This window comes from Polaromonas sp. LjRoot131, from assembly GCF_964252805.1.
GTDB lineage: Bacteria > Pseudomonadota > Gammaproteobacteria > Burkholderiales > Burkholderiaceae_C > Polaromonas.
Genome location: NZ_CAXUPF020000003.1, coordinates 296,983 through 322,007 on the forward strand (window position 1 = coordinate 296,983; position 25,025 = coordinate 322,007).

The following is a 25,025-nucleotide window of genomic DNA, read 5'->3' on the forward strand; positions in this document are numbered from 1 at the left end:
GGTGGTCAGGCTGCGCGCCGGTGTTTCAGGCGCCGCTCGAGCAGGGCCAGGCCCAGGTCAACGACGACGGACAGCAGGCAGACGGTCAGCGCGCCGGTCCAGATCTTGGCCGGGTGGTCGCTGGCGATGCCGTTGAAGATCAGCGTGCCCAGCCCGCCTGCGTTGACGTAGGCGGCCACCACCGTCACGCTGATCACGGTGACGGCCGAGACGCGCAGGCCGGCCACAATCAGCGGCAGGGCCAGCGGCAGCTCGATGCGCCGCATGATCTGCGCCTTGTTCATGCCCATGCCGCGCGCCGCGTCGATGATGTCGGCCGGCACCTCGCGTATGCCCGTGGCCACGCTGCGGATCAAGATCATCAGCGAAAAAGCCACCATGGTGATGATCGCATTCGTGCGGCCCAGGCCCACCACGGGAATCAAAAAAGCCAGGAAAGCCAGTGTCGGGATGGTGTACAGAAAGCCCGAGACGGTCATGACCGTGCCGTAAAGCTTTTCGCGCCGCGCGGCCACGATGCCGATGACCAGCGACAGCGCGAAGGCAATCACCAGGGCCGTCAGCGAAATCGCGACGTGTTCCCACAGTGAATACAGCACGTCGGGCCAGTTGCGCAGAAACCAGCTCATGCTGCGCCTTGGTGAGTGGTTTCAGGGCCGAACACGCCTGCGGCGATGGCCCCCTGGATACGGTCTATGTCGGGGCCCAGCGGTCGGTCTTCGTCCAGCATGGGAACCAGCTTGCGTACCTGCGCAAAGGCGCGCCGCGCGCCTTCGCCCATCTGGCTGGTGTCGAGTTCGCGCAGATCCACCGCCTGGGCGGCCACCAGCAGTTCGATGGCGATCAGGTAGCGCACGCGCTCCACCAGTTCGCCGAGTTTCTCGGCCACGCCCAGCGCCATGCAGGCATGGTCTTCGAGTGCTTCGGACACCGGCAGGTAGTCGAGCGATCCCGGGTTGGCGCGCAGCCGCACCTCGGCCCAGAGGGCGGTCAGGGTTTTCTGCACTGTCGCAAAACCCGAATGGGCCGGGCCGTGGCGCGTGAGCTGCAGCGGCAGGCCGGTGAGCGCCGGCGACATGAAACGCTGGCTGCGCGACACCGACATGCTGGCGGCTTGCGCCAGCGCAATCGCCGAGGCGTCCAGCGCCAAGGCCAGCGCCGGCACGTGGAAGTTGCCGTTGGAGAGCATCAGCCCCTCTTCGGCCAGCACCAGCGGGCTGTCGGCCGCGCTGTTGAGTTCAATCTCGACCTGCGCGCAAGCCGCGTCCACCATGTCGCGCACGGCGCCGTGCACCTGTGGCACCACGCGCATGGACACCGGGTCCTGCACACGGCGCGCGGCGCCCGGCTCCAGCAGGGCGCTGCCTTTGAGCAGTTCGCGCAACTGGCGCGCCACTTCGACCTGGCCGGCCGCAGGGCGGGCTGCCACCGCACCAGGGTGCAGCGGCGACAGGTTGGCCCTGAAGCCTTCATAACCGAGCGCCACGGCGGCCAGCCAGGCATCCAGCGCCACGTTGGCGTCATGCAGCACCAGCGCGGCCCGCGCCGTGGTGGCCGCATTGGAACTGATCAAGGCGAGGCCGTCTTTGGCGCCCAAGGTCACGGGTTCAAGGCCTGCGCGCTCAAGGGCGGCAGCACCGCTCAAAATTTCACCGCGCACCTCGGCCTGGCCTTCACCGAACAAGGGCAAGGCCAGATGCGAAAGCTGGGGCAGGTCGGCCACGCCGATGGAGCCGAAGCGGGGCACCACCGGATGCACCTGGGAGTTCAGCATCGCGATGCAGGCGTCCAGCACCGCGGGCGAGACACCGGAGCCGCCGCGCGACAGGCCGGCGATGCGCGCGAACTGCATGGCGCGCACCGAGGCCTTGTCGTAGGCCGGGCCCACGGCCACGGCACGGGCGCGCACGGCGCGGCGCTGGTAGTCTTCAAGATCGCCCTCGGCCAGCACAGCGCCGGTGTTGGCGCCCAGCGCCGAATTGAGGCCGTAGATCGCCTGGCCCGAGATGGCCAGCCGCATGACCAGCTCGCGCGCTGCCACCACACGTTTACGCGCCTGCGGCGCCAGCGAAACAGTCTCGCCGCTGCGCGCCACGCGCACCAGGTCCTGGATGCCCAGCCATTGTTCCCCGACCGCGAGTGTCATGGCGTGCAAGCTTTCACGTGATGCGCTGAAACGGTGCGGGTTTATTTGACGAGGCCCTTGGCCTTCAGGAATTCGCGGGCCACGTCCTTGGGCTCGAGTTTCTCGCCGTCGACCTGGTAATTCATCTGGGCCATGGAGGTTTCGTCGAGCAGGGCGCTCACGCGGTTCAGCACTTCGCCGATCTTCGGGTTGGCGTCCAGCGCTTCCTTGCGGATCACCGGCACCACGAAGTAGGGCGGCCACAGGCTCTTGTCGTCGCGCAGGCGCTTGAGCTTGAGCGCGCTGATCATGCCGTCGGTCGAGTAGCCGTTGACGACCTGGATCTGGTCGTTCTTCAAGGCCTGGTAGCGCAGGCCGATGGCCATCTGCAGGTCTTCACCGAAGACCATGTCGTACTTGGCCTTGAGGCCCGGCAGGCCGTCCTTGCGGTCGCGGAACTCGGGGCCGGCGCCGACCTTGAGGTCTTTGGCGGCCTTGGCCAGGTCGGACAGGGTCTCCAGCTTGAGCTTTTGCGCGGTGTCGGCGCGCACCACCATCACATAGCCGTTGTTCAGGTTGGACTGGTTGAGCACCACAAAGCCCATCTTGGCATAGGCATCCTTGACCTTGTCGTAGACCGCCTTGGCGTCCGTCATGGGCTCCTGCTTGAGTACGGCCAGCAGCATGGTGCCGGTGTACTCGGGGTAGAAGTCGATCTGCTTTTCTTCCATTGCCTTCTGGGCGATCAGCGTGCCGCCCAGGTTGAGTTTTTTCTCGGTCTTGATGCCGGCGGCCTCAAGCGCCTGCGCGTAGATTTCGGCCAGCACGAACTGCTCGGTGAAGTTTTTGGACCCGACACGCACGGCCTGCTGGGCGTGGGAGGTGAGCGGCGCGAAGGTGGCCAGCGCGAAGGCGGACAGGGCCAAAAGTTTGCTGATCTTCATACTGATCTCCGAATGAACTGAAACAAGGAATCTTCCGGCTTGATTTCATTCCCAATTCAACGCGATAGGTCGTTGCGCCGCCTTGCCGTGCTGTAGCACTGTCTGCGGCGACGCGCCTACTCTCGCATCGAATTGAAAATGAAATCTTGTATGCACATCCCGTGCCTGGAAATCACGCCATCCTGGTGCGTCCAGCGCCTCAACTTGTATATACAACCTAATAATAGTAGCATATGGAAATAGCGCGTGCAAGACGGAAAATCACCCGGTGATCCCTGTTTTCCGCATAAACAAAACAACAAGCGGAAGTCTGGCCACCGGTGCCCTTTTCGCCCTTTTTCCGCTTTACCCCGGCCTCATCGCCGGTCCCATCTCCAGTGTCCTTTCTTCCTTCCGTCTCCCTCCTGAAAGCCAGTGTGCCCGGCGCCATGGTGTGTGTGGTCATCGCGCTGGCGGCGACCTTCCTGTCCGAGCATTACGGCGGCCCCCAGCTGCTGTATGCGCTGCTGATAGGCCTGGCTTTTCACTTCCTCAACAGCAACCCCAAGGTCAAGACCGGCGTTGATTTTTGCGGCCGCACCTTGCTGCGTGTCGGCGTGGCCTTGCTGGGCGCGCGCATCACGCTGACGCAGGTCGCCAAGCTGGGTGTAGAGACGGCGCTGGTGATCGTCGTCGCGGTGGCGCTGACCATCGGGTTCGGCCTGCTGCTCGCGAAATGGCTGAAGCGCCCGCGCGAAGAGGGTGTGCTCTCGGGCGGTGCGGTCGCCATCTGCGGCGCCTCCGCCGCGCTGGCGATTTCCTCGGTGCTGCCGCAGACCAAGGAGAACGAGCGCTTCACCCTGCTGGCCGTGGTCGGCGTCACGGTGCTCTCCACGCTCAGCATGATTTTTTATCCCTTCGCCCTCAAGCTGATAGGGCTGGAGCCCGCGCAGGGCGGCATCTTCCTGGGCGGCACCATCCATGACGTGGCGCAGGTGGTGGCGGCCGGCATGATGCTGGGCCCCGAGGTCGGCGACACGGCGACGGTGGTCAAGCTGTTCCGCGTGATGCTGCTGATGCCCATCGTGCTGCTGATCGCCATCAGCTATCGCAAGCACCCCGACGCCAAGGCGGTGGACGAGGAAGTCCCGCTGGTGCCCGGCTTTCTGCTGGCCTTTATCGTGCTGGTGCTGCTGGCCACCATAGGCGCTTTCACGCCGGCCATGGTCCAAGTGGCCAGTGACAGCTCACGCTGGCTGCTGGTCACGGCGATTGCAGCCGCCGGCATCAAGACCAGCTTTGAAGACCTCATGAAACTGGGCTGGCAGCCCGTGGCCATGCTGGTAGGCGAGACGATTTTGATCGCCGCGCTTGTGCTGGGCGCGGTGATTGCCCTACGGTTGGGGCTTTAAGCCGTGGGGGCCTGCAGGCCGGCCGCCTTGTGCACTTCGATGCGAATCTCCTCGGTCAGCCGCGCCTTGAGTTCGGTGAACACCGGCGTCGTCTTGACCGAGTAGTGGCGCGGGTGCGCCAGCGGAACGGCGATGTCGCATTTGATGCGGCCCGGCCGCGCGCTCATCACCACCACGCGGTTGCCCATGAAGATAGCTTCGTCGATATCGTGCGTCACAAAGAGCACGGTTTTCTGTTCGGCTTCCCAGATGCCTTGCAGCAGCTCCTGCATCAGCTCGCGCGTCTGATGGTCCAGCGCGCCGAAGGGCTCGTCCATCAGCAGGATGCGCGGGTTGTTGGCCAGGGCCCGCGCCAGCGCGGTGCGCTGCTGCATGCCGCCCGACAGCTGCTTGGGGAAGTGGTTCTCAAAACCCTGCAGGCCCACCTTCTTGATGAACTGGTGCGCGATATCGAGTTGCGCGTCCAGCGCCAAACCTTTTTCACGCAGACCGAAGCAGACGTTTTGCAGAATGCTGAGCCAGGGGAACAGCGTGTAGCTCTGGAACACCATGCCGCGGTCTGCGCCCGGGCCGGCGATGGGCTTGCCGTCCAGCACGATGCTGCCGCTGGTCGGTGTGTCCAGCCCGGCCACCATGCGCAGCAGGGTGGACTTGCCGCAGCCTGAGGGGCCGAGGATGGTGATGAAGTCGTTTTCCGCGACGCTCAGGTCGGTGGCCAGAAGCGCCACTGTGCCCGGGCCCTTGTGGGCGGCAAAGGTTTTCGACAGCTGGGTGACGGTCAGGATCGGTGTGGAAGAGGAAGAAGTCATCGGCCCAACTGTGCCCACGGGAAAAGTTTGCGATTCAGCGCCTTGAAAGCCAGGTCGGTGACGAGGCCGAAGACGCCGATCACGATGATGCCGAAGATGATCTGGTCGGTGGCCAGCAGTGCCTGGCTGTCGGTGATCATGTGGCCTATGCCGCTGGACGCGCCTATCAGCTCCGCGACGATCACATAAGTCCAGGCCCAGCCCAGCACCATGCGCAGGGTTTCGGCGATCTCGGGCGCGGCGCTGGGCAGCAGCACGCGCACCACGATGCCGCGGTCGGCCGCGCCCAGGGTGTAGGCCGCCTCCACCAGGTCGCGCCGCGTGTTGCCCACGCTCACGGCGATCATCAGCACCAGCTGGAAGAAGGAGCCGATAAAAATCACCGAGAGCTTTTGTGTCTCGCCAATGCCGGCCCACAGGATCAGCAACGGGATGAAGGCCGACGCGGGCAGGTAGCGCGCAAAACTCACAAAGGGTTCGAAGAAGGCCTCAACCGGTTTGTAGGCGCCCATCATCACGCCCAGCGGCACCGCCAGCAGGGCCGCGACGGCAAAGCCGCCCAGCACCCGCCACACCGTCATGCCGATGTCCTTGATGAAACCCTGGTTCACCAGCAGGTCGTAGCCGGACCTCAGCATGGTGAGGGGGTCGGCCAGAAAGGTCTTGGAAACGTAGCCGCCCAGCGTGAAGAAAGCCCACACGGCAAAGAACAGGATAAAGAAGCTCACCCCCAGCGCGATGCGCGCGCCGGGTGAGACGGGCTGCAATGGCCGCATGCGTATGCCGGCCTACTTCAGAAAACGGGTATCGGCCAACTTGCCCATGTCGGGCAGCGACTTGATGATGCCGGCCTCCATCAGCAGCTCGGCGGCTTCCTTGCTGAAGGCGGCGTGCTCGCCGGCAAAGAATTTCTGGTTGGCCGCGCGGTCCTGCCAGCGCAGGTATTTGGACGAGGCCTCAAAGGCTTCGCCGCTCTGCTTCACGTCGGCGCCCATGATCTCGAAGCTTTTCTTGGGCTCTTTCTGGATCATCTCGACGGCATCGAAATAGCTGTCGGCCAGAGCCTTGGCGGCCTTGGGGTTTTCGCTCAGGAACTTGGGCGTGCAGCCGAAGGTGTCCATCACCATGGGGTAGTCCAGCGTGGTGGCGAGGATCTTGCCGGCTTCCGGCTTGGCGCGCACCGCACCCAGGTAGGGCTCGTAGGTCATCGCGGCATCGACGCCGTCGGTGCCGGCGATCATGGCGTTGGCCGCGGCCTGCGGCTCGAGGTTGACGACTTTCACGTCCTTGGTGCTCATGCCGTTTTTCTTCAGCATCCAGGCCAGGGCGAAGTAGGGCGAGGTGCCCGGCGCGCTGGCAGCCACGGTCTTGCCCTTGAGGTCGCTGATCTTGGTGATGGCGGGTTTCACCACCATGCCGTCGGCACCGTAGCTTTTGTCGAGCTGGAAGATCTGCGTGGTGGCTACGCCGTTGGCGTTCCACACCACCCAGGTTTCCACCGTGGTCGCGGCGCACTGCACGTCACCCGAGGCGATCGCGAGGTGGCGGTCTTTCTGCGGAATCTTCTTGATGGACACATCGAGCCCGTTTTTCTTGAAGATGCCGGCTTCCTTGGCCAGGGTCAGCGGTGCAAAACCCGTCCAACCCGAAATGCCGATGGCGACCTTGGTCTCCTGCGCGTGGGCGGCGCCCATGGTGAGGGCGGCTGCGACGGCCAGCAGGGAGAGGGCGAGTTGTTGCTTCATGAAGAGGCTCCTGTGGGGATGGCTGTTGAGATACCGCTAATGTATGCAGGCTTCATGCCAGCCGCAAGGCGGTTAACTCGGTGATTTGGGCCTCCCCGGCCAGGCCTATGCGCCCGCCCGCCACCAATTGGTGCACCCTTTCCATGTCGGGTGCCAGGCTGCGGTCATGCATCATGGCCGGTGAGGCCTGGCGCACCAGTTGCAGCACGCCTTCAAGCACGGCCGAGCTCTTCAGCGGGCGCAAAAATTCAATGCCCTGCGCGGCGGCCAGCAGCTCGATGGCCACGATGTATTCGGTGTTGCGCAGCATGGGCTGCAGCCGGCGCGCCGCGAAGGTCGCCATGCTCACATGGTCTTCCTGGTTGGCGGAGGTGGGCAGGCTGTCCACGCTGGCCGGATGCGCCAGCGATTTGTTTTCGGAGGCCAGCGCGGCAGCCGTCACGTGCACGATCATGAAGCCGGAATTCAGGCCGGGCTCGGGTGTCAGGAATGCCGGCAGGCGCGAGGCCACGGTATCCACCAGCATGGCGATGCGCCGCTCGGTGATCGCGCCGATTTCGGCAATGGCAACGGCCAGCGCATCGCAGGCCAAAGCCACGGGTTCCGCATGGAAGTTGCCGCCGGACAGAAGCGTCTCGTCTTCAGCGAACACCAGCGGGTTGTCGGTCACCGCATTGGCTTCGCGCATCAGCACTTCCGTGGCGTAGCGCATCTGGTCCAGGCAGGCGCCCATGACTTGCGGCTGGCAGCGCAGGCAGTAGGGGTCCTGCACGCGGTCGTCGCCCTCGAGGTGTGAGCGGCGGATCTCGCTGCCCACCATGATGGCGCGGTAGGCGGCGGCGCAGGCGATCTGCCCCGGCTGGCCGCGCACCGCGTGGATGCGCGGGTCGAAGGGGCCGTCGCTGCCGCGCGCGGCGTCCAGCGTCACGGCACCCGAAATCACGGCGGCTTCAAACAGGCGGTCGGTGGCGAGCAGCGCATCCAGCGCCAGCGCGGTCGAGACCTGCGTGCCGTTGATCAGCGCCAGGCCTTCCTTGGCCGACAGCTTGACCGGCGTGATGGCGGCCTGCTTGAGCGCATCAGCAGCAGCGATTCGCTTGCCCTTGTAAAAAACCTCGCCTTCGCCAATCAGCGGCAGGCACAAATGGGCCAGCGGCGCGAGGTCACCCGAAGCACCCACCGAACCCTGGCAAGGGATCACGGGCGTGAGGCCTTTGTTGTAGAGCGCCATCAATGTATCGATGACCACTTCACGCACGCCCGAGTAGCCGCGCGCCAGGCTTGCGGCCTTGAGCAGAAGCACCAGGCGCACCACGCGTTCGGGCATGGGTTCGCCCACGCCCACAGCGTGTGAGCGCAGCAGGTTGAGTTGTAGGGTCTCCAGGTCGGCCTGCGCGATGCGCTGGTTGGCCAGCTTGCCGAAGCCGGTGTTCACACCGTAGACGGCATCCCCGCCCTGCGCGGCTTTCTGCACCAGCGCGGCACTGGCGCGAATGCCGGCCGTGGCAGAAGGGTCCATCGCCAACGTTTGCGGTGTGGTGTGGATGTCGCGCAACTGGGCCAGCGTCAGCCGGCCGGGTTCAATGGTGAGGGTCATGGTGTTGCCAAGGTAAGAGAAAAGGAAGGAGACAGCCGGGGTTTATTCGGGCTTGATGTTTTTCTGCCGTATCACCTCGGTCCAGCGCAAGGTGTCGGCCTGGATCGCGGCGGCCAGCTCGGCGGGTTTTCCGGCTGCGGCTTCCATGCCCAGCGCGGCCAGCTTCTCCTTGAGCTCGGGTCGCGCGAAGAGCTTGCCGGTCTCCGAATTGAGTTTGTCGATCACGGCGCGCGGCGTGCCGGCCGGCACCATCAGCGCGTACCAGGACACCGCTTCAAAGCGCGGCAGGCCCTGCTCGGCGATGGTCGGTGTATCAGGCATGACGGGTGAGCGCTTGAGGCTGGCCACGCCGAGGGCGCGCAGCTTGCCGCTCTTGATGTGCGGCAGCACCGAGGACATCTGCGCGAACATCATGCTGACCTGGCCGCCCAGCAAGTCATTGAGCGCCGGGCCTATGCCTTTGTAGGGCACATGCAGCAGCTGCACGCCGCTGTTGAGCGCCAGCAACTCGCCGGCCAAATGGGCCTGGCTGCCGGCACCCGGCGAGGCAAAGCTGATGCCGCCCGGCTTTTGCGCGGCCAGCGCCAGCAGTTCCTTGACGGAGCGGGCCGGTACGGCGGCGTTCACCACCAGCACGTTCTCCACCGTGGCCAGCATGGTGACGGGCGCCAGGTCGGCCGCCTTGTAGGGCAGGTTGGGGTAGAGGGCAGGATTGACCGCGATATTGCCCAAAGGGACGATGGCCAGGGTGTAGCCGTCGGGTGCGGCCTTGGCCGCCAGGTCGATGCCGATGTTGCCGGCCGCGCCCACTTTGTTGTCGACCACGGCCGGCTGGCCCATGGCGTCCGAGAGGCCCTGCGCCAGCACGCGGCCCAGCACGTCGACAGGTCCGCCGGGCGGAAAGGGCGCGATGACGTGCAGTGCTTTGGATGGGTAAGCCTGGGCTGCGGCGCCAAACGAGGCGGCGGCGAGCAGCAATGCCAGAAAAACGGGTCGTGTGATCTTCATCAAATGTCATCCAGTGCGGGCGCGGGCCCGCCGTCCATGGCCGCCAGGGGCCGGTAGTCGTTCGCGTCGGGGAAAGCAAAACCCGCGAGCAGCAGGCGTTGCATCAGCGGCGCGAGTTCGGGCGCCGTGCCCGTTGCCAGCAGCGCCTCGCGCAGGCGCGACAGCGTTTCGGCCGGCAAGGCGGCGGTGGCCACCAGCGGCGGAATCGGCAGCGCTGCCGTACTGGCAAGAATGCGCACCTGCGCGGCAAAGGCCGGGTCATAGGCCTTGAGCAGGTCGTGGTAATAACTGTCCAGCGGGCCGGCGTCTATGCGTCCCTCGGCCAGGGCCGTGATCACGCCGCGCGCGTTGATCAGTTCGCCCACGGCCTTGCGGTACAGGCGCGAGCCTTTCGCCTGGCGGTAAGGTGCCAGATGGTGGCGCAGCGCCACACCACCCGACATCGAGTCGGCCAGCGTGTAGCCGATCACGCCGCCAAACGTGTCTTCCAGGCTTTGGTAGGGCGAATCGGCGCGCACCACGATGTCGGTGAAATACACCGGCTTGCCGCCGTAGCGCGCAGGCGAGGGAATCGGCGCGGCCACCAGCGTGGGCCGTTCGCCGCGCTGCGCAAACGGCAGGCCGCACATCATGGCCAGGCCCAGGTCATCGCGCGCCCACAGCACCGACAGCGGCGCGGGCGCGTCGTAGTCGATCAGGTCCCAGGGCAGGCCCGCGCGGTCCAGCACCCAGGCCAGCAAGGCCTTCCAGTCGGCTTTGGCCGCCGGCGTGGCCGAGTACATGCGGGCGTTGGCGACCAGTGCCTCCCCTGCTTGTGGTGAATTCACGGCATGCACCCTGCTGGCCTGCTCAGCGGAAACGCAGCTTTTGCCCCAGGCCCATGCGCTTGGCTTTTTCGAGCATGAAGGCGCCCAGCGCGATGTCCGACAGCGACAGGCCGCGATGCCAGAACAGATTGGTCTCGTCCTCGCTTTCGCGCCCGGGCTTGAGGCCCGCGACGATCTGGCCGAGTTCGGCGTGCAGCGTGGCCTCCGAGAGCTTGCCGGCATCCACGTGGGCGCGCAGCGCGCCCAGCGGGCCGGCCTTGGCCTGGCCCCAGTCGTCCATCACCATCTTGTCCATGATGTCGGTCAGCGAGAGCTCCACCGCGCTCATGGTGCCGTAGGGGATCACACAAGCGCCTTTTTTGATCCACTCGGTCTTCAGCATGGGCGTGGGTTTTTCCAGGCGCGAAGCCTCGACCACGATGTCGGCGCCGCGCACGCAGGACTCCCAGTCCTCGGTCACGGTGATCTTCTTGCCCAGGTCTTTCTCAAGCTTGGCGGCAAAGGCGTTGCGGCTTTCGGGCCGGCGCGAGTGCACGCGGATCTCGTCGAAGTTGTAGATCGAGTCGAGCAGGCGCACGTTCCAGTAAGAGGTGCCGCGCGCGCCTATGTGGCCCAGGATTTTCGAGTTCTTGCGCGCCAGGTGTTTGGCGCCCAGCGCCGTGATGGCGCCGGTGCGCATGTCGGTGATGTCCGAGGCGTCGATGATGGCGATCGGCGAGCCGTTCTTGGGATCGAACAGGTTGAGCACGGCCAGCTCAGAAGGCAGGCCTTGCTCGTAGTTCTTGTAGAAGTCGCCCACCACCTTCACGCCGGCCAGGCCCAGTGGGCGTATGTAGCCGCGCAGCACGTTGAAGTGGCCGGGGTAGTCTTTCTCCGGCACCAGGTGCATGCGCGGCTCTATGGTCGTCTGCTTGTTGCCTTGCGCGTGCAGGGCCTGCTCGACGGCGGCGATGATCTCGGCGTCGGTCAGCGCCAGGGCCTGGACGTCGGGGTGGTTCAGGTAGGTGAGGTGGATCTCGGCGGTGCTATCGGACATGGGTTTCAGCTTCCTATCATGGGCAGGTTCAGCCCGTTGTCTTTGGCGCTTTGCTTGGCGATGTCGTAGCCCGCGTCGGCATGGCGCATCACGCCGGTGGCCGGGTCGTTGAACAGCACGCGGGCGAGTTTTTCCGACGCGTCGGCGGTGCCGTCGCAGACGATGACCACGCCCGAATGCTGCGAGTAGCCCATGCCGACGCCGCCGCCGTGGTGCAGGCTGACCCAGGTCGCGCCGCTCGCGGTATTGAGCAGGGCATTGAGCAGCGGCCAGTCGCTCACGGCATCGCTGCCGTCCTTCATCGCCTCGGTCTCGCGATTCGGCGAAGCGACGGAGCCGCTGTCCAGGTGGTCGCGGCCTATCACGATCGGGCCCTTGAGCTCGCCGCTTTTCACCATCTCGTTAAAGGCCAGGCCCGCGCGGTGGCGCTCGCCCAGGCCTATCCAGCAGATGCGCGCCGGCAGGCCCTGGAAGGCGATGCGCTCTTCGGCCATGTCCAGCCAGCGGTGCAGGTGCTTGTTGTCCGGGAAGAGTTCCTTCATCTTCGCGTCGGTCTTTTTGATGTCTTCCGGGTCACCCGAGAGCGCCACCCAGCGGAAAGGCCCCACGCCGCGGCAGAACAGCGGCCGTATATAGGCCGGTACAAAGCCGGGGTAGTCGAAGGCGTTGTCGACACCGAAGTCTTTCGCGACCTGGCGCAGGTTGTTGCCATAGTCCACCGTGGGGATGCCCATCTCGTGGAAGGCCAGCATGGCCTTGACGTGGACCACGCAGGACTCGCCCGCGGCTTTGGTCAGTGCGGCATGCTGGGCCGGGTCTTTCTGTGCGGCTTTCCATTGCGCAACTGTCCAGCCAATGGGCAGGTAGCCGTTGATGATGTCGTGGGCCGATGTCTGGTCGGTCACGATGTCGGGGCGCGGGCCGCCGGCTTTGGCGCGTCTGGCCAGCTCGGGAACGATCTCGGCCGCATTGCCGCACAGGGCGATGGAGACGGCTTCCTTGCGCGAAGTGTGGTGCTTGATCATCTCCAGCGCTTCATCAAGGTTGGCGGCCTGCTTGTCGACGTATCGGGTGCGCAGGCGGAAATCGATGCTGGACTGCTGGCATTCGATGTTGAGTGAGCAGGCGCCGGCAAAGGTGGCGGCCAGCGGCTGCGCGCCGCCCATGCCGCCCAGGCCGGCGGTCAGCACCCAGCGGCCCGCCAGGTCGCCCTTGTAGTGCTGGCGGGCGGCTTCCACAAAGGTTTCATAGGTGCCCTGCACGATGCCCTGGGTACCGATGTAAATCCAGCTGCCGGCCGTCATCTGGCCGTACATCATGAGGCCGGCGCGGTCCAGCTCGTTGAAATGCTCCCAGGTCGCCCATTTGGGCACCAGGTTGGAATTGGCGATCAGCACGCGCGGCGCGCCCGGGTGGGTGCGGAACACGCCCACCGGCTTGCCCGACTGCACCAGCAGGGTTTCGTCGGCCTTGAGCTTGCGCAGCGAGTCGAGGATGGCGTCAAAGGCCGGCCAGCTGCGGGCGGCCTTGCCGATGCCGCCGTAAACCACGAGCTCGTCGGGGTTTTCGGCGACTTCCGGGTCCAGGTTGTTCTGGATCATGCGGTAGGCCGCCTCGATCTGCCAGTTGGCGCAGCTCAACGTGCTGCCGCGGGGGGCACGCACCGGGCGGGCCTTGCTGTCAAGGAAAGGGGTTTGGGAAAGGTCGGACATGGGGCTGCTCCGGAAATAAAAACAAAAACTTTTCGGACGTTTTCAAAAAGGAATGCACGGCGACTGGTATAAATCGTAGTTGTCTATACAACTTGTGTCAACTGGCGTAATCTACGGTCTGTGCGCGCAAGGGGCCGCTTGGCTGCTTTTTGCGGTGACAATGATTTTTTCTTATACCTCTGTTGAACCATGGCCACCACACCACTGCCTGCCTACGGCCAAGTCAAGGCATTCATCAAAAAACGCATCAGCGCCGGCACCTGGAAGCCGGGCGACCCGGTGCCCAGCGAAGCCGTGCTGATGGAGCAGTTCGGCGTGAGCCGCATGACGGTGAACCGCGCGCTGCGCGAGTTGATGGGCGAGGGCCTGGTCACCCGCATCCAGGGCTCCGGCACCTTTGTCGCGGAACTGCACCGCATTTCGTCCACGCTTACCATTCGTGACATTCACGAAGAAGTGGTGGAGCGCGGCCATGTGCACACCTCGCGCGTGCTGCTGGCCGAATCCGAAAAAGCCAGCGCCGACCTGGCGCGCACCCTGGGCCTGCGATCAGGCGGGCGGGTGTTCCACACCATCCTGATCCATCTGGAGAACGGCGTGCCCATCCAGTATGAAGACCGCTACGTCAACCCGGCGGCGGCACCGCGCTACCTGGAAACCGATTTCAGCGAGACCTCGCCCACGCACCACCTGCTGGCCGAGGCGCCGCTGACCGAGGCCAGCTATTCCATCGAAGCCTGCCTGCCTTCGGCGCTCGAGGCCAGGCACCTGGAGATCAAGCTGGGCGAGCCCTGCCTGGCCATGATGCGGCGCACCGTGAGCGGCAGCAACATCGCCAGCGTGGCGCGCCTGGTGTATCCGGGCTCGCGCTACAGCTTTGCCGGGAAGTTTCAGGCATGAGCCCGCCGGGCCGCCCCAAGGGCTCATACCGCAGCGCAGCAGCGCGGAGGTCTCTCGCATGAACTCCACGAGCCACCCCGGCTGGAACATCGTCCGCCTGGCCGACATCCCGGCGACGCCCTGGCGCAACGGCGGCGGCGTTACGCGCGAGCTGGCCATGTGGCCCGACGCCGGTGATTGGGCCTGGCGCATGTCGGTGGCCGACGTCGACAAAAGCGGCCCCTTCTCGAAGTTCGAAGGCATAGAGCGCTGGTTCGCGGTGCTCGAAGGCGCGGGCGTGCAGCTCGATGTGGCCGGTGTGCCGCACCGTGTGACGGCCGCCGACACACCCTTGTTCTTTGACGGCGCGGCCGCCACGGATTGCGAACTGATAGACGGCAAGACGCGCGATTTCAACCTCATGGTGCGCAGGGGGGCCAAGCCTTCGCGCATGCTGCGTGTGGACGGCCGCTTTTCGGAAACCCTGCATACCGGGACCACCATCGCCGTGTACGCACACGCTTCGGCAGCCACCGTGCTGTTTGACGAGGAGACGCTGCAACTGGCCCCCGCCACTTTGGCCTGGCGTACGGTGGCGGGCAGTGCCGCGGTGCGCATCGCCGCGCAGCAAGCCCTCTGGATGGAGATCCCCGCATGAGCCTGCAACTCTGGACCCACTGCAACATCGCCACGCTGCAAGCCGGCGCGGCCCAGCCCTATGGACTGATGGAAGACGCCGCGTTGGTGGTGGAGGGCGAAACCATCGCCTGGGTCGGCCCGCGTGCCGAGCTGCCGGCCGAGCTGCTGGCCCGCTGCGGCGCACAGCATGATGCCGGCGGTGCCTTGATCACGCCTGGCTTGATCGACTGCCACACCCACCTCGTTTACGGTGGCGACCGCGCGCATGAATTTGAGTTACGCCTCAATGGCGCGAGCTATGAAGACATCGCCCGCGCCGGCGGCGGCATTGCCTCCACCGTCAAGGCTACCCGCTCCGCGAGCGCGCAGGAGCTGCAGGCGCAGAGCGCGCCCAGGCTCAAACGGTTGATCGCCGAAGGTGTGACCACGCTGGAGATCAAATCCGGCTACGGCCTGGCGCTGGAGCACGAACGCAAGGCCCTGTCGGTCGCGCGCGCGCTGGGGCAAGCCCATGCGGTGGACATACGCACCACCTTTCTGGGTGCGCATGCCGTGCCCGCCGAATTCGCCGGCCGTACCGACGCCTACGTCGATGCCGTGCTCGAGATGCTGCCGGTATTGCACGCTGAAGGCCTGGTTGATGCGGTCGATGCCTTTTGCGAACGCATCGCCTTCAGCACCGCGCAGACCGAGCGTGTCTTCGCCGCTGCCAAGGCCCTGGGCATCCCGGTCAAGCTGCATGCCGAGCAGCTCAGCGACAGTGGCGGCGCGCAGCTCGCGGCGCGTTACGGCGCGCTCAGCTGCGACCACCTCGAATGGCTGTCACCCGAAGGCGCACAGGCCATGGCGGCGGCCGGCAGCGTCGCGGTGCTGCTGCCCGGCGCGTTTTATTTCCTGCGCGAAACCAGATTGCCGCCCGTGGCCCTGTTGCGCGAACAGCGCGTGCCCATGGCGATTTCCACCGACTGCAACCCGGGCAGCTCACCCTGCACCTCGCTGCTGCTGATGCTCAACATGGCTTGCACGCTGTTTCGCCTCACGCCCGAAGAGGCACTGGCCGGCGTCACGCGCCATGCGGCCACCGCCCTGGGCCTGCGCGACCGCGGCGTGCTGGCAGAGGGCAAACGGGCCGATTTTGTGCTGTGGGGCGTGCGGCGCCCCGCCGAGTTGAGTTATGCCTTGGGCGCGAACCCGCGCCTGCAAACCGTTTTCAAGGGCAACATCACATGAGTGATACGAAAGATATGAAAGACATCAAAGACGACAGTGGGGGTTTTACCTTGCATCAGGGACACGTGCCTTTGCTGGTCAGCATGCCGCACATAGGTACGGAGATACCGGCTGAACTGCGGGGCGGCTACACGGCCGAAGCGCTGAAAGTCGAAGACACCGACTGGCATTTGCACCGGCTCTACAACTTCCTGTCCTCACTGGGCGCCAGCGTGCTGCAACCACGCTACTCGCGTTATGTGATCGATTTGAACCGACCACCCGACGATGCGCCCATGTACCCGGGCGCCTCCAACACCGAGTTATGCCCCACGCATTTTTTCAGCGGCGCGCCGCTGTACCAGGCCGGCCGCGAGCCCGGCCCCGAAGAGCGCGCGCGGCGGCGCGAGGCCTACTGGCAGCCCTACCACTCGGCCCTGGCCGCCGAACTGGTGCGCCTGAAGGCGCAGCACGGTTTTGTCCTGCTGTGGGACGCGCACAGCATACGTTCGCAGATTCCCTGGTTGTTTGAAGGCAAGCTTCCCGACCTCAACATCGGTACAGCCAGCGGCGCCAGCGCGCATGCGTCTGTCACCGCCGCAGTGGTGCAGGCCTGCGATGCCGCGCCCCATATCAGCACCGCCGTCAACGGCCGCTTCAAGGGCGGCTACATCACGCGCCATTACGGCCAGCCCGCGCAGGACGTGCATGCCGTGCAGCTCGAGATGTGCCAAAGCCTTTACATGCAGGAAACGCCGCCCTATGCCTATGACGAGGCCCTGGCCTGGCAGGTGCAGCCTTTGTTGAGAAACATGGTGGCCGGCGCGCTGCAAGCCGCCAACCATCTTTACGCCTGAGGCACCATGATGAGCAGCGGCATCAAGACATTTTTCGCGCCCCAGGCCTGGGTGCAGGGCGCGTGGGCCAAAGACGTCCTGCTGACAGTGGCGGCCAACGGCAGCTGGCACAGCGTGTTGCCCGGCGCCACGGCGCAGCAACAGCAAGGCGCAACACGTTTGCCCGGCCCGGTGCTGCCCGGCCTGGTCGATGCGCACAGCCATGCCTTCCAGCGCGCCATCGCGGGCCTCACGGAACGCCGCAGCGCCGGCGCCCATGCGTCCGACGATTTCTGGAGCTGGCGCGACCGCATGTACAGCGCCGCCAACCGCATCACGCCCGAGCAACTCGAGGTGATTGCGACCCAGCTCTATGCCGAGCTGCTGGCCGGCGGCTACACCCATGTCTGCGATTTCCATTACCTGCACAACGACGTCAGCGGCGCGGCCTATGCCGACCCGGCCGAGATGTCGCTGGCCCTGGTGCGTGCCGCGCAGCGCACCGGCATGGGCCTCACGCTGCTGCCCACGCTCTACATGCGCTCCGGCTTCAAGGCCGCGGGCCTGCGCGAAGACCAGCGCCGCTTTGCCTCGACGCCCGAGAGCGTGATGCGCGTGGTCGAGCAGGTGCAGCGGCAAACACAAGGCGATGCGCGCATCAACGTCGGCGTCGCCGTGCACTCGCTGCGCGCCGCCGGGCCGGCTGCTTTGCATGAGCTCAGCACCGCCGCCAAAGAGGCCGGCCTGCCGGTGCACATCCACATCGCCGAACAGACGCAGGAGGTCCAGGACTGCCTGGAGCACACCGGCCAGCGCCCGATCGAATGGCTGCTGAACAACGCCGACGTCGATGCCCGCTGGAACCTGGTGCACGCCACCCACGCCACGCCGGCCGAACTGCTGGGTGTGCAGGGCACGGGCGCGGCCATCGTGATCTGCCCTGCGACCGAGGCCAACCTCGGCGACGGCGTGTTCGACCTGCCGGCCTATGCTGCGGCGGGCGGCCGCTGGTCGATTGGCTCCGACAGCCACGTCACGCGCAGCTGGCCCGAAGAGCTCCGCCTGCTCGAATATTCACAGCGCCTCACGCTGCGCCAGCGCAACATCGCCGCGCGCGTCCTCAATAACGAAAGCAGCGCGGCCGGCCTGTTCGAGGCCGCGCTGGCCGGCGGCTTCCCGGCGACGGGCCAGATGCAGGCCGGCCTGGCGCCCGGCCACCGCGCCGATTTTGTGACACTGGACCTGGAATCCCCCGCCCTGCTGGGCGTGCCGGCCGGCCATCTGCTGGACGCGCTGGTGTTTTCCAGCCCGGGGGCGGCGTTTGGCGAGGTGTTTGTGGCGGGCGAGCGCGTTGCTGCGCCTTCGCCGGAGCGTGCGCAGGCCTTTGCCCGTGCGATGAGGGCGTTGTGGGCGGGCTGACCTCGTTCACCGGGGCTGCGTTGGAACTCCAGTGCTTTGCTGCTGGTTGGGAAGGAATTGGCCGTATAAAACCCAATTTCATAAAAACTACGGCCAATGAATGGGCGTCACCTTTCAGCCATCCGGGTTCTCTTTTTCAAGACCAGCCGGCCAGCACAGGCGCCAGCTGGGCCGCATAGGCGGCCGAGAGATCCATCTGCCCCATGACCGGCGGCGCAAGGCCGGCCATGGCCTTCACCAGGGTATCGACCTGGCTGTCCTGCAGTACCTTGCCGTCGCCACTCCTGAACTGCTCAACGTGGTAGGCATTGCCCAGATACCAGTTCTGCAGGATGGCTGAGTCGGCGGTGCCTATGATGCTGACCTGCAGGTTGTTGCCGCTTTTGCTAAACCACAGCTGCTTGGCGGCGATGCCGCCCAGGAACTGCAGCTGGTCCGAGTTGCCCGCCGTGGCGTCATTCTCCTGCACGGTGTCGGCGCCATAACCCCGACCCATGAGGAATGTGTCATTGCCCGCGCCGCCGGCCAGAACGTCCTTGCCGGCCCGCCCATCGAGCACGTCGTTGCCGCCGCCGCCGTTCAGGGTGTTGCCCAATGCATTGCCGACAAGGCTGTTGTTCAAGGTGTTGCCCGTGCCGTTGATGGCAGCACTGCCCGTCAAGGTCAGGTTTTCGACATTGGCGCCCAGGGTGTAATTGATGCTGGCCTGCACCGTGTCTATCCCGGCATTGGCCGCTTCCGTCACGACGTCGCTCACGTTGTCCACGACGTAGGAATCGTTACCCAGGCCGCCCGCCATGGTGTCAGCTCCTGCACCGCCGTTCAGCAGATTCGCGCCTGCATTGCCGGCAAGTGTGTTGTTTAAGGTGTTGCCCGTGCCGTTGATCGCGACCGTGCCCGTCAGGGTCAGGTTCTCGACATTGGCGCTCAGGGTGTAGCTGACGCTGGCCAGCACCGTGTCTATCCCGGCATTGGCCGCTTCCGTCACGACGTCGCTCACGTTGTCCACGACGTAAGAATCGTTACCCAGGCCACCCGCCATGGCGTCAGCTCCCGCACCGCCGTTCAGCACATTCGCGGCGGCATTGCCGGTGATGGCGTTGTTCAAGGTATTGCCCGTGCCGTTGATGGCAGCACTGCCCGTCAGGATCAGGTTTTCGACATTGGCGCCCAGGGTGTAGCTGACGCTGGCCTGCACCGCGTCTATGCCGGCAGCAATACAGAGGCCACCATGGCAAGGGTCAGGCGTGTGAAGAGAATTACCTTCATGCGAACCTCCTTTGAGGCACACCGGCCCTCAAGTCTGTGCTGAGGTCGTTTTGTTTGTAGCCGCTTGCGACACTCATCTGGGTCCAGCCGTCGGGAACGGGCAACGTATTGCGCGCGCTTCTCACTGGGTTGGCGGAGCCAGCATCCGGATCCGGATAGTTGCCATAAACATTGGCGGACATCAGGCTGTATTCGATTTGGGTGGGCATGAGGGGACTCCCTGAATTGTTTGAACTTAAGGTTGTTGGAAAGAAGCGCAAGTAAATGGATTGGTCTCGAAGAACTCGCGGAACTTGTAGGGGCGGCGGGGGATGTTGTTGCTGTCGTGGTACGGCCATTGAGTGGCCGGGTAGCCATCCCAGTCACCCTTGTATTTCCAGGTGATCAATCCCTTGGCGTCTTCGCTGGGTTTGTTGCCCCAGTACCGCTGATAGAGCGTGTAGTTGGCTTGGTCTATTGGAAAGTCCGCTTGATCAATTTCTACCCACTGGCCCTTTCCTTGGTATTTAAGAATCTGCCGCGGGATGTAGCTTGGCGGCTTGTCCTTGCAAACCTCTCGTTCGTCAGGGCCGGCAACGGCGAGGTATGCCACGCCATCAAATATCTCGAACGTGCTTTGCGGTTGAATGCCTTTCCAATGAACATCCATCTGCTTGTAGTGCAGCTCAAACTCCAGGTCGCGCCCGCGATTGGCATTGGGAAATCCACTGCTGGCAGCCTTGGCCTTGCGCTCGATGACGATCATCCGGCCATCGTGCAGCAGCACTTCTTCTTTCCACTCGATGGTGTCGGTGCCGCTGCAGGCGGCCAGCAGCGTGGTAGCGAGCGCGGCGATGGCCAGGCGTGCGATGAGAATGGGGCGAAAAACCTTCATGCGAAGCTCCTTTGAGGCATACCGGTCATAAAGCTGGTGGACTTGTCGTTTTGTTTGTAGCCGCTGGCGACACTCATCTGGGTCCAGCCGTCGGGCACGGGGAGAGTGTTGCGTCCACTTCGCACTGGATTGACAGGGTCGACGTCCGGATAGTTACCGTAAACATTGGCGGACATGAGGCTGTATTCGATTGGGGTGGGCATGATGATGATTTCCTGAGATTGTTTGACGACTTAAGGTTGTTGAAAGCGCGCGCAAGTTGAATTGCTTTTTTCAAAATACTCGCGGAGCTTGTAGGGGCGGCGAGGGATGTTGTTGCTCATATGGGAGCCGGGAGGAATGGGGTAGCTATCCCATGAGCCCTTATGCTTCCAGGTGATCAGGCCCTTGGCGTCTTCGCTGGGTTTGTTGCCGCGGTAACTCTGATAGAGGTTGTAGTTGGCGCGGTCCATGGGAAACTCGGACTGCGGGATTTCAATCCAGTCCTGCCCCTGTAACTTGAGAACCTTGATGAGCAAGTCTGTTGGTGGGCGCGCCTTGCAGAATTCCGCGGCGTTGTTTGACCATTGCACGATGTATGGGGTGCCCGCGATGATCTCGAATGCGACTTGCTGCACATGTCCCTTCCAATGAACATTCATCGGCTTGTAGTGCAGTTCAAACTCGAGATCATGGCGTTGGGTGATGAGAAACCCAGTGGTTTCGCCCTTGACTTTGCGCTCAATAACGATCATCCGGCCGTCGAGGAGCAGCACTTCTTCTTTCCACTCGATGGTGTCGGTGCCGCAGGCGGCCAGCAGCATAGAGGCGACCGTGACAAGGGTCAGGCGTGCGAAGAGAATTACCTTCATGCGAACCTCCTTTGCGGCGCACCGGCCCTCAAGCCTGTGCCGGTGTCGGTGTCGTTCTGCTTGTAGCCGCTGGCGACACTCATCTGGGTCCAGCCGTCGGGAATGGGGGAGAGTGTTGGGTACATGCTTATCTGGTGTCTTTTCCAGACAGGCCGCTCCGAGTGCGGCACGCTTGTGCCATTGCTACCCGGGTTGCAGCACCACGACCCGGCCAGCCACAGCGCCACCGTCGCTTCGTGCGCGCGCTGCACCGCGCTGATGATCAGGACCAAAGCCATGCGGGTGGCGTGCAGCAGGCTTTTGTTGAACAGGTGTTCTTCGCGCATTTTTGGACTCCTTCGCGGTTTCAAGGTGTGAATGGTCTTGCGGGGCCGGTGTTTTTTCACCGGGCGATGTGCTGTTTTTCGGCGCAAGACGGGTTGACCGCTGCGGAGCTTATGCGCTGGGCGCCGCGCTCGCTGGGGATTCGCTACATCTTTGTCCGCAGGCGGACAAAGTTTGGCGATTTGGGTGCTATTCACCTTTTTTTGCGGTCGCGCCGCGCCAGGTCGGGCAGGCTCGCGCCTTGGTGCTGATGAGCACTGCTGAGGTGGGTTTTTTGAGGCGATTTGGCCTCGGTGGCCCAGGCGAGGCGGGTGGAGCCCGGCCTTTTGCCGGGGCTTGCAGCGCTTTGCCTTTAGCGCAAACGAGCGCGCTGTGTGTTTGATGTGCGGGTGGCCCTCACCCCAACCCTCTCCCAGGGGGAGAGGGGGAAAGAGGGGTGGGTGAGGGGTGTCTGGCCTCAGAACAACCCCAAGCCGCCCGGGCAGGCCGGCATGCCCGACAATCAAGCCTTCACCGGGCGGCAGGCGCGATTCAGGCTCTGGCCCGGTTTGGCCCATAGGCTTGCCGTCCGCACAGCCGCCGGCCGGCCCAAAAGAATCGACACAAGGGGGGAGTTGAATGACCATGAACGCCACGTCGGCCGTCGACGCATTTGTTGAGGAGACCGGCTTCGGCAACTGGTTCCTGCGCACCATGACCTGGAAGGTCCATGTGCTGAACCGCGCCCTGAATGATTTGCAGACGCTGCTGCCGCCCGGCGCGCGCTACGACCGGGTACTCGACGTCGGCTGCGGCTTCGGCCATTCGTTTGCCGAGCTGTCCAAGCGCTTTTCGCCGCAGCTGATCGTCGGCATGGACATGGACCCGGACCTGCAGCAGCGCGCGGGCGCCGAGGCCAGGGCCTGCGCCAGCCCGGTGGAGCTGCATGCCGGCAACGCCTCGCGCATGCCCTGGCCCGATAACCATTTCGACATGGTCTTTTGCCACCAGACCTTCCACCACATCGTGGCCCAGGAAGAGGCCATGGCCGAGTTCTTCAGGGTGCTCAAGCCGGGCGGCGTGCTGCTGTTCGCCGAGTCGACACGCAAATACATCCATTCGCTGCCCATACGCGTGTTGTTCCGCCATCCCATGGACGTGCAGCGCACCGCGCCCGAGTACATCGCCATGGTCAGGCGAGCCGGTTTTGAACTGCCGGACGCGCGCGTTTCGCTGCCCTACCTGTGGTGGAGCCGGCCCGACCTGGGCTTTCTGGAGTGGATAGGCCGGCCGTTGCCGGCCGATCGCGAGGAAACCCTGGTCAACGCCGTGGCGGTGAAACCTTGAGCGGCGCCACCGCCACGCCCGCCGCCCGTGCCGCCCGCCTGGGCCTGCTCGCCGTGGTCAACGGTTTTATCCGGGACAACATCCGGACCATCGAGATGATCGGTGTGCTGATGCGCATCTTCAGCTTTGGCTTGGTCAGCTGGATGGGGCCGGCCAGTCCGTTTCTGTTTGTCTGGGCTTTCAATACCGTTGACGCGATCATGCTGTCGTGGTGCTCGTTGCTCAAGCGGGATGCGGCTTATTCGCTGCTGAACCTTTTCTGGATATTGGTTGGGGTGGTGGGGATGCTTAGGGCTGGTGGGTTGATTGGGAGTTAGGGTCGGTCGAAGAGTTAAGGCCGGTCTTGCTCCGGCGGGTGTGTTCTCTTCTTAGTTCTGTTGGCCGGGGGTAGCCCGGCAGCTACTCACTTTTCTTTTGCTTCGCCAAAAGAAAAGTAAGCAAAAGAAAAGGCGACCCTGGTTGCTGCGTCCCTCCGCTTCGCTACGGGCAACCTGCGGTGCTCGGTTCAGGCGGGGTCTCGCTAAACTCGCTTCGCTCAGACAACGCGATCCCTGATCCGCCTGAACCTGCGCTCCTCGGCGCATCCACAAGGGTTGGGAAGGAATACCGAATCCAAATACCGAATACCTGAAGAAACAAGGACTCGCCACGGCGAGTCCTTGTTTGTATTTGTCTTCTTGGTGTTTCTGTCTTCTTTCCCCGTTCCCGCTTGCCCCGTCCTGGCTGGGCCGAGGAGCGCAGACGTAGGCGGATCAGGGATCGCGCTTGTTTGAGCGAAGCGAGTTTGCGCGAGACCCCGCCGTAGTCGAGCACCGCAGGTTGCCCGAAGCGAAGCGTAGGGACCCAGACTGCGGGTCGCCTTTTTTTGCTTACTTTTTTTGGCGAAGCAAAAAAAGTGAGTCGCATGCCGGGCGACCCCGGCTCCGGACCCTAAAACACCTCAGCGCCTCAATCAGCACATTTCCAGTTGCCCCACTGGACTTGCTCCAGGGCGCTGCCCTCCCATTGCAACGAGGCGGGTGTGGCTGGATAGACCGCTACGGTGAGACCTTGCCCCTGTCCCACCATGGCCAAGCCGCTGCTGTCCTGGCAAGGCGTGAACCGGGCCGATCGCATCGACGGCCTTGATGACGAGGCTGAAGTCACCTGCTTAAGCCAGGCCTCCTTGAGCGTCCACTGCGCATAAAACCAGGCTTGCTGCTCCCGCGGGTCGGCAGGCATGTCTGCCAGCGCCTGAGGTTCGTGCATCCATTCATTGAGCGCCGGGAAATCGCGTGCCCGGTCGCTGCATTCCACATCCACGCCGACGGGCAGCGATGAAACCGCGCAGGCCAGCCAGTCGCCGCTGTGGCTTAGCGAGAAATACCAGGCACCGGACACCGGCGCGGCCAGCAGTTGGGGCGCGCCGTCGTCGGGCGCCGAGAGGCCGTAGTCTTGCCATCGGCCGCCGCCCTGGGCCGCCAGGCACTGGCGGGCCAGCCAACGCCCGGCGATGAACTGGGTGCGGCGGCGCGGCGCGCTCATGGTGGACAGCCGGGCTTCTTCCTGCTGGCTGAGCCAGTCCAGGCCCAGGCCGGAGAGGCCGGCATGGACGGCCGCCACGCTTTCAAGCCTGAGATGGGTCACCAGGGCCATGCTCGTGCTCATCGCCGGCCCGGTGTTCCTCAGAGCTTGAGCATTTCGGCGCGGATGGATTCCTTGAGCTCGCCCACCCAGGTGTTGTAGAAGGGGTGGATGACGGGCTCACCGTTGCGCTGGCCGTAGTTCATGTCGATGCTGTCCTGGTACATCAGCGAGTACTTCACGGGCGTGTAGGTGATCTGCACGATGACGGTGTGCTTGCCGCGAACCTTCAGCGTGGCCTGCAGGTTGCCGTCGGCCTGCTGGGCGACCGTCCAGTTCTTGGCGGCGGCGCCGGCCAGGATGGCTTCCTTGACGCGTGCCGCGCTGGGCGCGGTGCCGCTGGTGGTGACCACCGGGACGTCCGGATGGTTCACGATGGGCAGGGGCCAGCGGGCGCTGGCGGGGCCGGCGGCAAAAACCATGGCAAGAACCAGGCCGGCAAAAAATTTCGATTTCATGGTGTGTTCCCTCTCTCTTTGGTTGACGACTGTGCCGGCTTATCCGGCCGGCTGCTTTTCATTCAGGCGCGAGGACGCTTCCTCCGGGCCTTCGTGATGGTGGGTTGGCTGGACATTGTGACGT

General features: G+C 64.4%; 27 protein-coding genes. 8 read left to right on the plus strand and 19 right to left on the minus strand.

Annotated elements, in window-relative coordinates:
* Positions 1-5: 5 nt before the first annotated feature.
* From ACSQ27_RS16050 to ACSQ27_RS16060, 3 genes are read right to left on the minus strand one after another with little or no spacing between them, the layout of a single operon-like run.
* Positions 6-629, minus strand: a complete 624-nt coding sequence (locus ACSQ27_RS16050) for an ABC transporter permease (RefSeq protein ID WP_436156497.1) — start codon at positions 627-629, stop codon at positions 6-8.
* Positions 626-2,146, minus strand: coding sequence for an HAL/PAL/TAL family ammonia-lyase (locus ACSQ27_RS16055; RefSeq protein WP_436156498.1), 1,521 nt, complete (start codon positions 2,144-2,146; stop codon positions 626-628). Before ACSQ27_RS16055 ends, ACSQ27_RS16050 begins: the two co-directional genes overlap by 4 nt.
* A gap of 41 nt (positions 2,147-2,187) precedes the next feature.
* Complete coding sequence (locus ACSQ27_RS16060; RefSeq protein WP_436156499.1) at positions 2,188-3,069, minus strand: glycine betaine ABC transporter substrate-binding protein; 882 nt, start codon at positions 3,067-3,069, stop codon at positions 2,188-2,190.
* A 428-nt stretch (positions 3,070-3,497) separates the two neighbouring features.
* On the opposite strand from ACSQ27_RS16060, the gene ACSQ27_RS16065 reads away from it, so the two are divergent.
* Complete coding sequence (locus ACSQ27_RS16065; RefSeq protein ID WP_436156759.1) at positions 3,498-4,460, plus strand: YeiH family protein; 963 nt, start codon at positions 3,498-3,500, stop codon at positions 4,458-4,460.
* On the opposite strand, the gene ACSQ27_RS16070 is transcribed toward ACSQ27_RS16065, so the two are convergent.
* The 8 genes from ACSQ27_RS16070 to hutU are packed head-to-tail and all read right to left on the minus strand — an operon-like array spanning position 4,457 to position 13,194.
* Positions 4,457-5,269: an ABC transporter ATP-binding protein gene (locus tag ACSQ27_RS16070; RefSeq protein WP_436156500.1), complete on the minus strand. Its 813-nt coding sequence runs from the start codon at positions 5,267-5,269 to the stop codon at positions 4,457-4,459. The two genes, ACSQ27_RS16065 and ACSQ27_RS16070, sit on opposite strands and share 4 nt — an antisense overlap.
* Positions 5,266-6,045, minus strand: coding sequence for an ABC transporter permease (locus ACSQ27_RS16075; RefSeq protein ID WP_436156501.1), 780 nt, complete (start codon positions 6,043-6,045; stop codon positions 5,266-5,268). The genes ACSQ27_RS16070 and ACSQ27_RS16075 overlap by 4 nt, the downstream gene beginning before the upstream one ends.
* 12 nt (positions 6,046-6,057) lie before the next feature.
* Positions 6,058-7,014, minus strand: coding sequence for an ABC transporter substrate-binding protein (locus ACSQ27_RS16080; protein ID WP_436156502.1), 957 nt, complete (start codon positions 7,012-7,014; stop codon positions 6,058-6,060).
* 52 nt (positions 7,015-7,066) lie between these two features.
* Positions 7,067-8,611 (minus strand): histidine ammonia-lyase, encoded by a 1,545-nt coding sequence (hutH, locus tag ACSQ27_RS16085; RefSeq protein ID WP_436156503.1) that lies wholly within the window; start codon positions 8,609-8,611, stop codon positions 7,067-7,069.
* A 42-nt stretch (positions 8,612-8,653) separates the two neighbouring features.
* Complete coding sequence (locus ACSQ27_RS16090) at positions 8,654-9,619, minus strand: Bug family tripartite tricarboxylate transporter substrate binding protein (protein WP_436156504.1); 966 nt, start codon at positions 9,617-9,619, stop codon at positions 8,654-8,656.
* A complete protein-coding gene (locus ACSQ27_RS16095; protein WP_436156505.1) occupies positions 9,619-10,446 on the minus strand; it encodes a phosphate/phosphite/phosphonate ABC transporter substrate-binding protein in 828 nt (275 codons plus the stop codon). Before ACSQ27_RS16095 ends, ACSQ27_RS16090 begins: the two co-directional genes overlap by 1 nt.
* A 22-nt stretch (positions 10,447-10,468) precedes the next feature.
* Positions 10,469-11,482, minus strand: coding sequence for an ornithine cyclodeaminase family protein (locus ACSQ27_RS16100; protein WP_436156506.1), 1,014 nt, complete (start codon positions 11,480-11,482; stop codon positions 10,469-10,471).
* 5 nt (positions 11,483-11,487) lie between these two features.
* On the minus strand, positions 11,488-13,194 hold the full coding sequence (hutU, locus tag ACSQ27_RS16105; protein WP_436156507.1) for a urocanate hydratase: 1,707 nt from the start codon (positions 13,192-13,194) through the stop codon (positions 11,488-11,490).
* 189 nt (positions 13,195-13,383) lie between these two features.
* Between hutU and hutC the strand changes: the two genes are divergently transcribed.
* Genes hutC through ACSQ27_RS16130 form a run of 5 tightly spaced genes read left to right on the plus strand, consistent with a single transcriptional unit; the run spans position 13,384 to position 18,176 of the window.
* Positions 13,384-14,094 carry a histidine utilization repressor gene (gene hutC / locus ACSQ27_RS16110; RefSeq protein WP_436156508.1) on the plus strand — a complete coding sequence of 237 codons (711 nt, stop codon included), beginning with the start codon at positions 13,384-13,386 and terminating at the stop codon, positions 14,092-14,094.
* Between the two features lie 58 nt (positions 14,095-14,152).
* Positions 14,153-14,731, plus strand: a complete 579-nt coding sequence (locus ACSQ27_RS16115; protein WP_436156509.1) for a HutD/Ves family protein — start codon at positions 14,153-14,155, stop codon at positions 14,729-14,731.
* Complete coding sequence (hutI, locus tag ACSQ27_RS16120; protein WP_436156510.1) at positions 14,728-15,942, plus strand: imidazolonepropionase; 1,215 nt, start codon at positions 14,728-14,730, stop codon at positions 15,940-15,942. Before ACSQ27_RS16115 ends, hutI begins: the two co-directional genes overlap by 4 nt.
* Positions 15,939-16,778 carry an N-formylglutamate deformylase gene (gene hutG / locus ACSQ27_RS16125; RefSeq protein ID WP_436156511.1) on the plus strand — a complete coding sequence of 280 codons (840 nt, stop codon included), beginning with the start codon at positions 15,939-15,941 and terminating at the stop codon, positions 16,776-16,778. Before hutI ends, hutG begins: the two co-directional genes overlap by 4 nt.
* A gap of 9 nt (positions 16,779-16,787) precedes the next feature.
* Complete coding sequence (locus ACSQ27_RS16130; RefSeq protein WP_436156760.1) at positions 16,788-18,176, plus strand: formimidoylglutamate deiminase; 1,389 nt, start codon at positions 16,788-16,790, stop codon at positions 18,174-18,176.
* Positions 18,177-18,312: 136 nt separating this feature from the next.
* On the opposite strand, the gene ACSQ27_RS16135 is transcribed toward ACSQ27_RS16130, so the two are convergent.
* From ACSQ27_RS16135 to ACSQ27_RS16160, 6 genes are all read right to left on the minus strand, one after another.
* On the minus strand, positions 18,313-19,374 hold the full coding sequence (locus ACSQ27_RS16135; RefSeq protein ID WP_436156512.1) for a calcium-binding protein: 1,062 nt from the start codon (positions 19,372-19,374) through the stop codon (positions 18,313-18,315).
* Between the two features lie 67 nt (positions 19,375-19,441).
* Positions 19,442-19,654, minus strand: a complete 213-nt coding sequence (locus ACSQ27_RS16140) for a hypothetical protein (protein ID WP_436156513.1) — start codon at positions 19,652-19,654, stop codon at positions 19,442-19,444.
* A gap of 26 nt (positions 19,655-19,680) precedes the next feature.
* The gene (locus ACSQ27_RS16145; protein ID WP_436156514.1) at positions 19,681-20,319 is read right to left on the minus strand and encodes a hypothetical protein; all 639 of its coding nucleotides are present in this window, start codon (positions 20,317-20,319) and stop codon (positions 19,681-19,683) included.
* Positions 20,316-20,522 (minus strand): hypothetical protein, encoded by a 207-nt coding sequence (locus tag ACSQ27_RS16150; protein ID WP_436156515.1) that lies wholly within the window; start codon positions 20,520-20,522, stop codon positions 20,316-20,318. Before ACSQ27_RS16150 ends, ACSQ27_RS16145 begins: the two co-directional genes overlap by 4 nt.
* Before the next feature lie 30 nt (positions 20,523-20,552).
* Entirely contained in the window at positions 20,553-21,170 is a 618-nt protein-coding gene (locus ACSQ27_RS16155) for a hypothetical protein (RefSeq protein WP_436156516.1), read from the minus strand.
* A complete protein-coding gene (locus ACSQ27_RS16160; protein ID WP_436156517.1) occupies positions 21,167-21,496 on the minus strand; it encodes a hypothetical protein in 330 nt (109 codons plus the stop codon). The genes ACSQ27_RS16155 and ACSQ27_RS16160 overlap by 4 nt, the downstream gene beginning before the upstream one ends.
* Before the next feature lie 616 nt (positions 21,497-22,112).
* Between ACSQ27_RS16160 and ACSQ27_RS16165 the strand changes: the two genes are divergently transcribed.
* Both ACSQ27_RS16165 and ACSQ27_RS16170 read left to right on the plus strand, forming a co-directional pair.
* Positions 22,113-22,820 (plus strand): class I SAM-dependent methyltransferase, encoded by a 708-nt coding sequence (locus ACSQ27_RS16165; RefSeq protein ID WP_436156518.1) that lies wholly within the window; start codon positions 22,113-22,115, stop codon positions 22,818-22,820.
* Positions 22,817-23,137 (plus strand): hypothetical protein, encoded by a 321-nt coding sequence (locus ACSQ27_RS16170; RefSeq protein ID WP_436156519.1) that lies wholly within the window; start codon positions 22,817-22,819, stop codon positions 23,135-23,137. The genes ACSQ27_RS16165 and ACSQ27_RS16170 overlap by 4 nt, the downstream gene beginning before the upstream one ends.
* Before the next feature lie 631 nt (positions 23,138-23,768).
* On the opposite strand, the gene ACSQ27_RS16175 is transcribed toward ACSQ27_RS16170, so the two are convergent.
* On the minus strand, positions 23,769-24,467 hold the full coding sequence (locus tag ACSQ27_RS16175) for a 4'-phosphopantetheinyl transferase family protein (protein WP_436156520.1): 699 nt from the start codon (positions 24,465-24,467) through the stop codon (positions 23,769-23,771).
* A gap of 17 nt (positions 24,468-24,484) precedes the next feature.
* Positions 24,485-24,901, minus strand: a complete 417-nt coding sequence (locus ACSQ27_RS16180) for a hypothetical protein (RefSeq protein WP_436156521.1) — start codon at positions 24,899-24,901, stop codon at positions 24,485-24,487.
* Positions 24,902-25,025 lie beyond the last annotated feature (124 nt).

Excerpts from the sequence above, each read along its gene's own strand:
- ACSQ27_RS16180 (WP_436156521.1), bottom strand. The coding sequence starts at position 24,901 with ATGAAATCGAAATTTTTTGCCGGCCTGGTTCTTGCCATGGTTTTTGCC.
- ACSQ27_RS16160 (WP_436156517.1), bottom strand. The coding sequence starts at position 21,496 with ATGCGCGAAGAACACCTGTTCAACAAAAGCCTGCTGCACGCCACCCGC.
- ACSQ27_RS16130 (WP_436156760.1), top strand. The coding sequence starts at position 16,788 with ATGAGCAGCGGCATCAAGACATTTTTCGCGCCCCAGGCCTGGGTGCAG.
- hutI (WP_436156510.1), top strand. The coding sequence starts at position 14,728 with ATGAGCCTGCAACTCTGGACCCACTGCAACATCGCCACGCTGCAAGCC.
- ACSQ27_RS16065 (WP_436156759.1), top strand. The coding sequence starts at position 3,498 with ATGGTGTGTGTGGTCATCGCGCTGGCGGCGACCTTCCTGTCCGAGCAT.
- ACSQ27_RS16090 (WP_436156504.1), bottom strand. The coding sequence starts at position 9,619 with ATGAAGATCACACGACCCGTTTTTCTGGCATTGCTGCTCGCCGCCGCC.
- hutG (WP_436156511.1), top strand. The coding sequence starts at position 15,939 with ATGAGTGATACGAAAGATATGAAAGACATCAAAGACGACAGTGGGGGT.
- ACSQ27_RS16140 (WP_436156513.1), bottom strand. The coding sequence starts at position 19,654 with ATGCCCACCCAAATCGAATACAGCCTGATGTCCGCCAATGTTTATGGC.
- ACSQ27_RS16115 (WP_436156509.1), top strand. The coding sequence starts at position 14,153 with ATGAACTCCACGAGCCACCCCGGCTGGAACATCGTCCGCCTGGCCGAC.
- ACSQ27_RS16050 (WP_436156497.1), bottom strand. The coding sequence starts at position 629 with ATGAGCTGGTTTCTGCGCAACTGGCCCGACGTGCTGTATTCACTGTGG.
- ACSQ27_RS16150 (WP_436156515.1), bottom strand. The coding sequence starts at position 20,522 with ATGCCCACCCCAATCGAATACAGCCTCATGTCCGCCAATGTTTACGGT.
- ACSQ27_RS16165 (WP_436156518.1), top strand. The coding sequence starts at position 22,113 with ATGACCATGAACGCCACGTCGGCCGTCGACGCATTTGTTGAGGAGACC.
- ACSQ27_RS16100 (WP_436156506.1), bottom strand. The coding sequence starts at position 11,482 with ATGTCCGATAGCACCGCCGAGATCCACCTCACCTACCTGAACCACCCC.
- ACSQ27_RS16145 (WP_436156514.1), bottom strand. The coding sequence starts at position 20,319 with ATGAAGGTTTTTCGCCCCATTCTCATCGCACGCCTGGCCATCGCCGCG.
- ACSQ27_RS16155 (WP_436156516.1), bottom strand. The coding sequence starts at position 21,170 with ATGAAGGTAATTCTCTTCGCACGCCTGACCCTTGTCACGGTCGCCTCT.
- ACSQ27_RS16080 (WP_436156502.1), bottom strand. The coding sequence starts at position 7,014 with ATGAAGCAACAACTCGCCCTCTCCCTGCTGGCCGTCGCAGCCGCCCTC.
- hutH (WP_436156503.1), bottom strand. The coding sequence starts at position 8,611 with ATGACCCTCACCATTGAACCCGGCCGGCTGACGCTGGCCCAGTTGCGC.
- hutU (WP_436156507.1), bottom strand. The coding sequence starts at position 13,194 with ATGTCCGACCTTTCCCAAACCCCTTTCCTTGACAGCAAGGCCCGCCCG.
- hutC (WP_436156508.1), top strand. The coding sequence starts at position 13,384 with ATGGCCACCACACCACTGCCTGCCTACGGCCAAGTCAAGGCATTCATC.
- ACSQ27_RS16175 (WP_436156520.1), bottom strand. The coding sequence starts at position 24,467 with ATGAGCACGAGCATGGCCCTGGTGACCCATCTCAGGCTTGAAAGCGTG.
- ACSQ27_RS16060 (WP_436156499.1), bottom strand. The coding sequence starts at position 3,069 with ATGAAGATCAGCAAACTTTTGGCCCTGTCCGCCTTCGCGCTGGCCACC.
- ACSQ27_RS16055 (WP_436156498.1), bottom strand. The coding sequence starts at position 2,146 with ATGACACTCGCGGTCGGGGAACAATGGCTGGGCATCCAGGACCTGGTG.
- ACSQ27_RS16070 (WP_436156500.1), bottom strand. The coding sequence starts at position 5,269 with ATGACTTCTTCCTCTTCCACACCGATCCTGACCGTCACCCAGCTGTCG.
- ACSQ27_RS16075 (WP_436156501.1), bottom strand. The coding sequence starts at position 6,045 with ATGCGGCCATTGCAGCCCGTCTCACCCGGCGCGCGCATCGCGCTGGGG.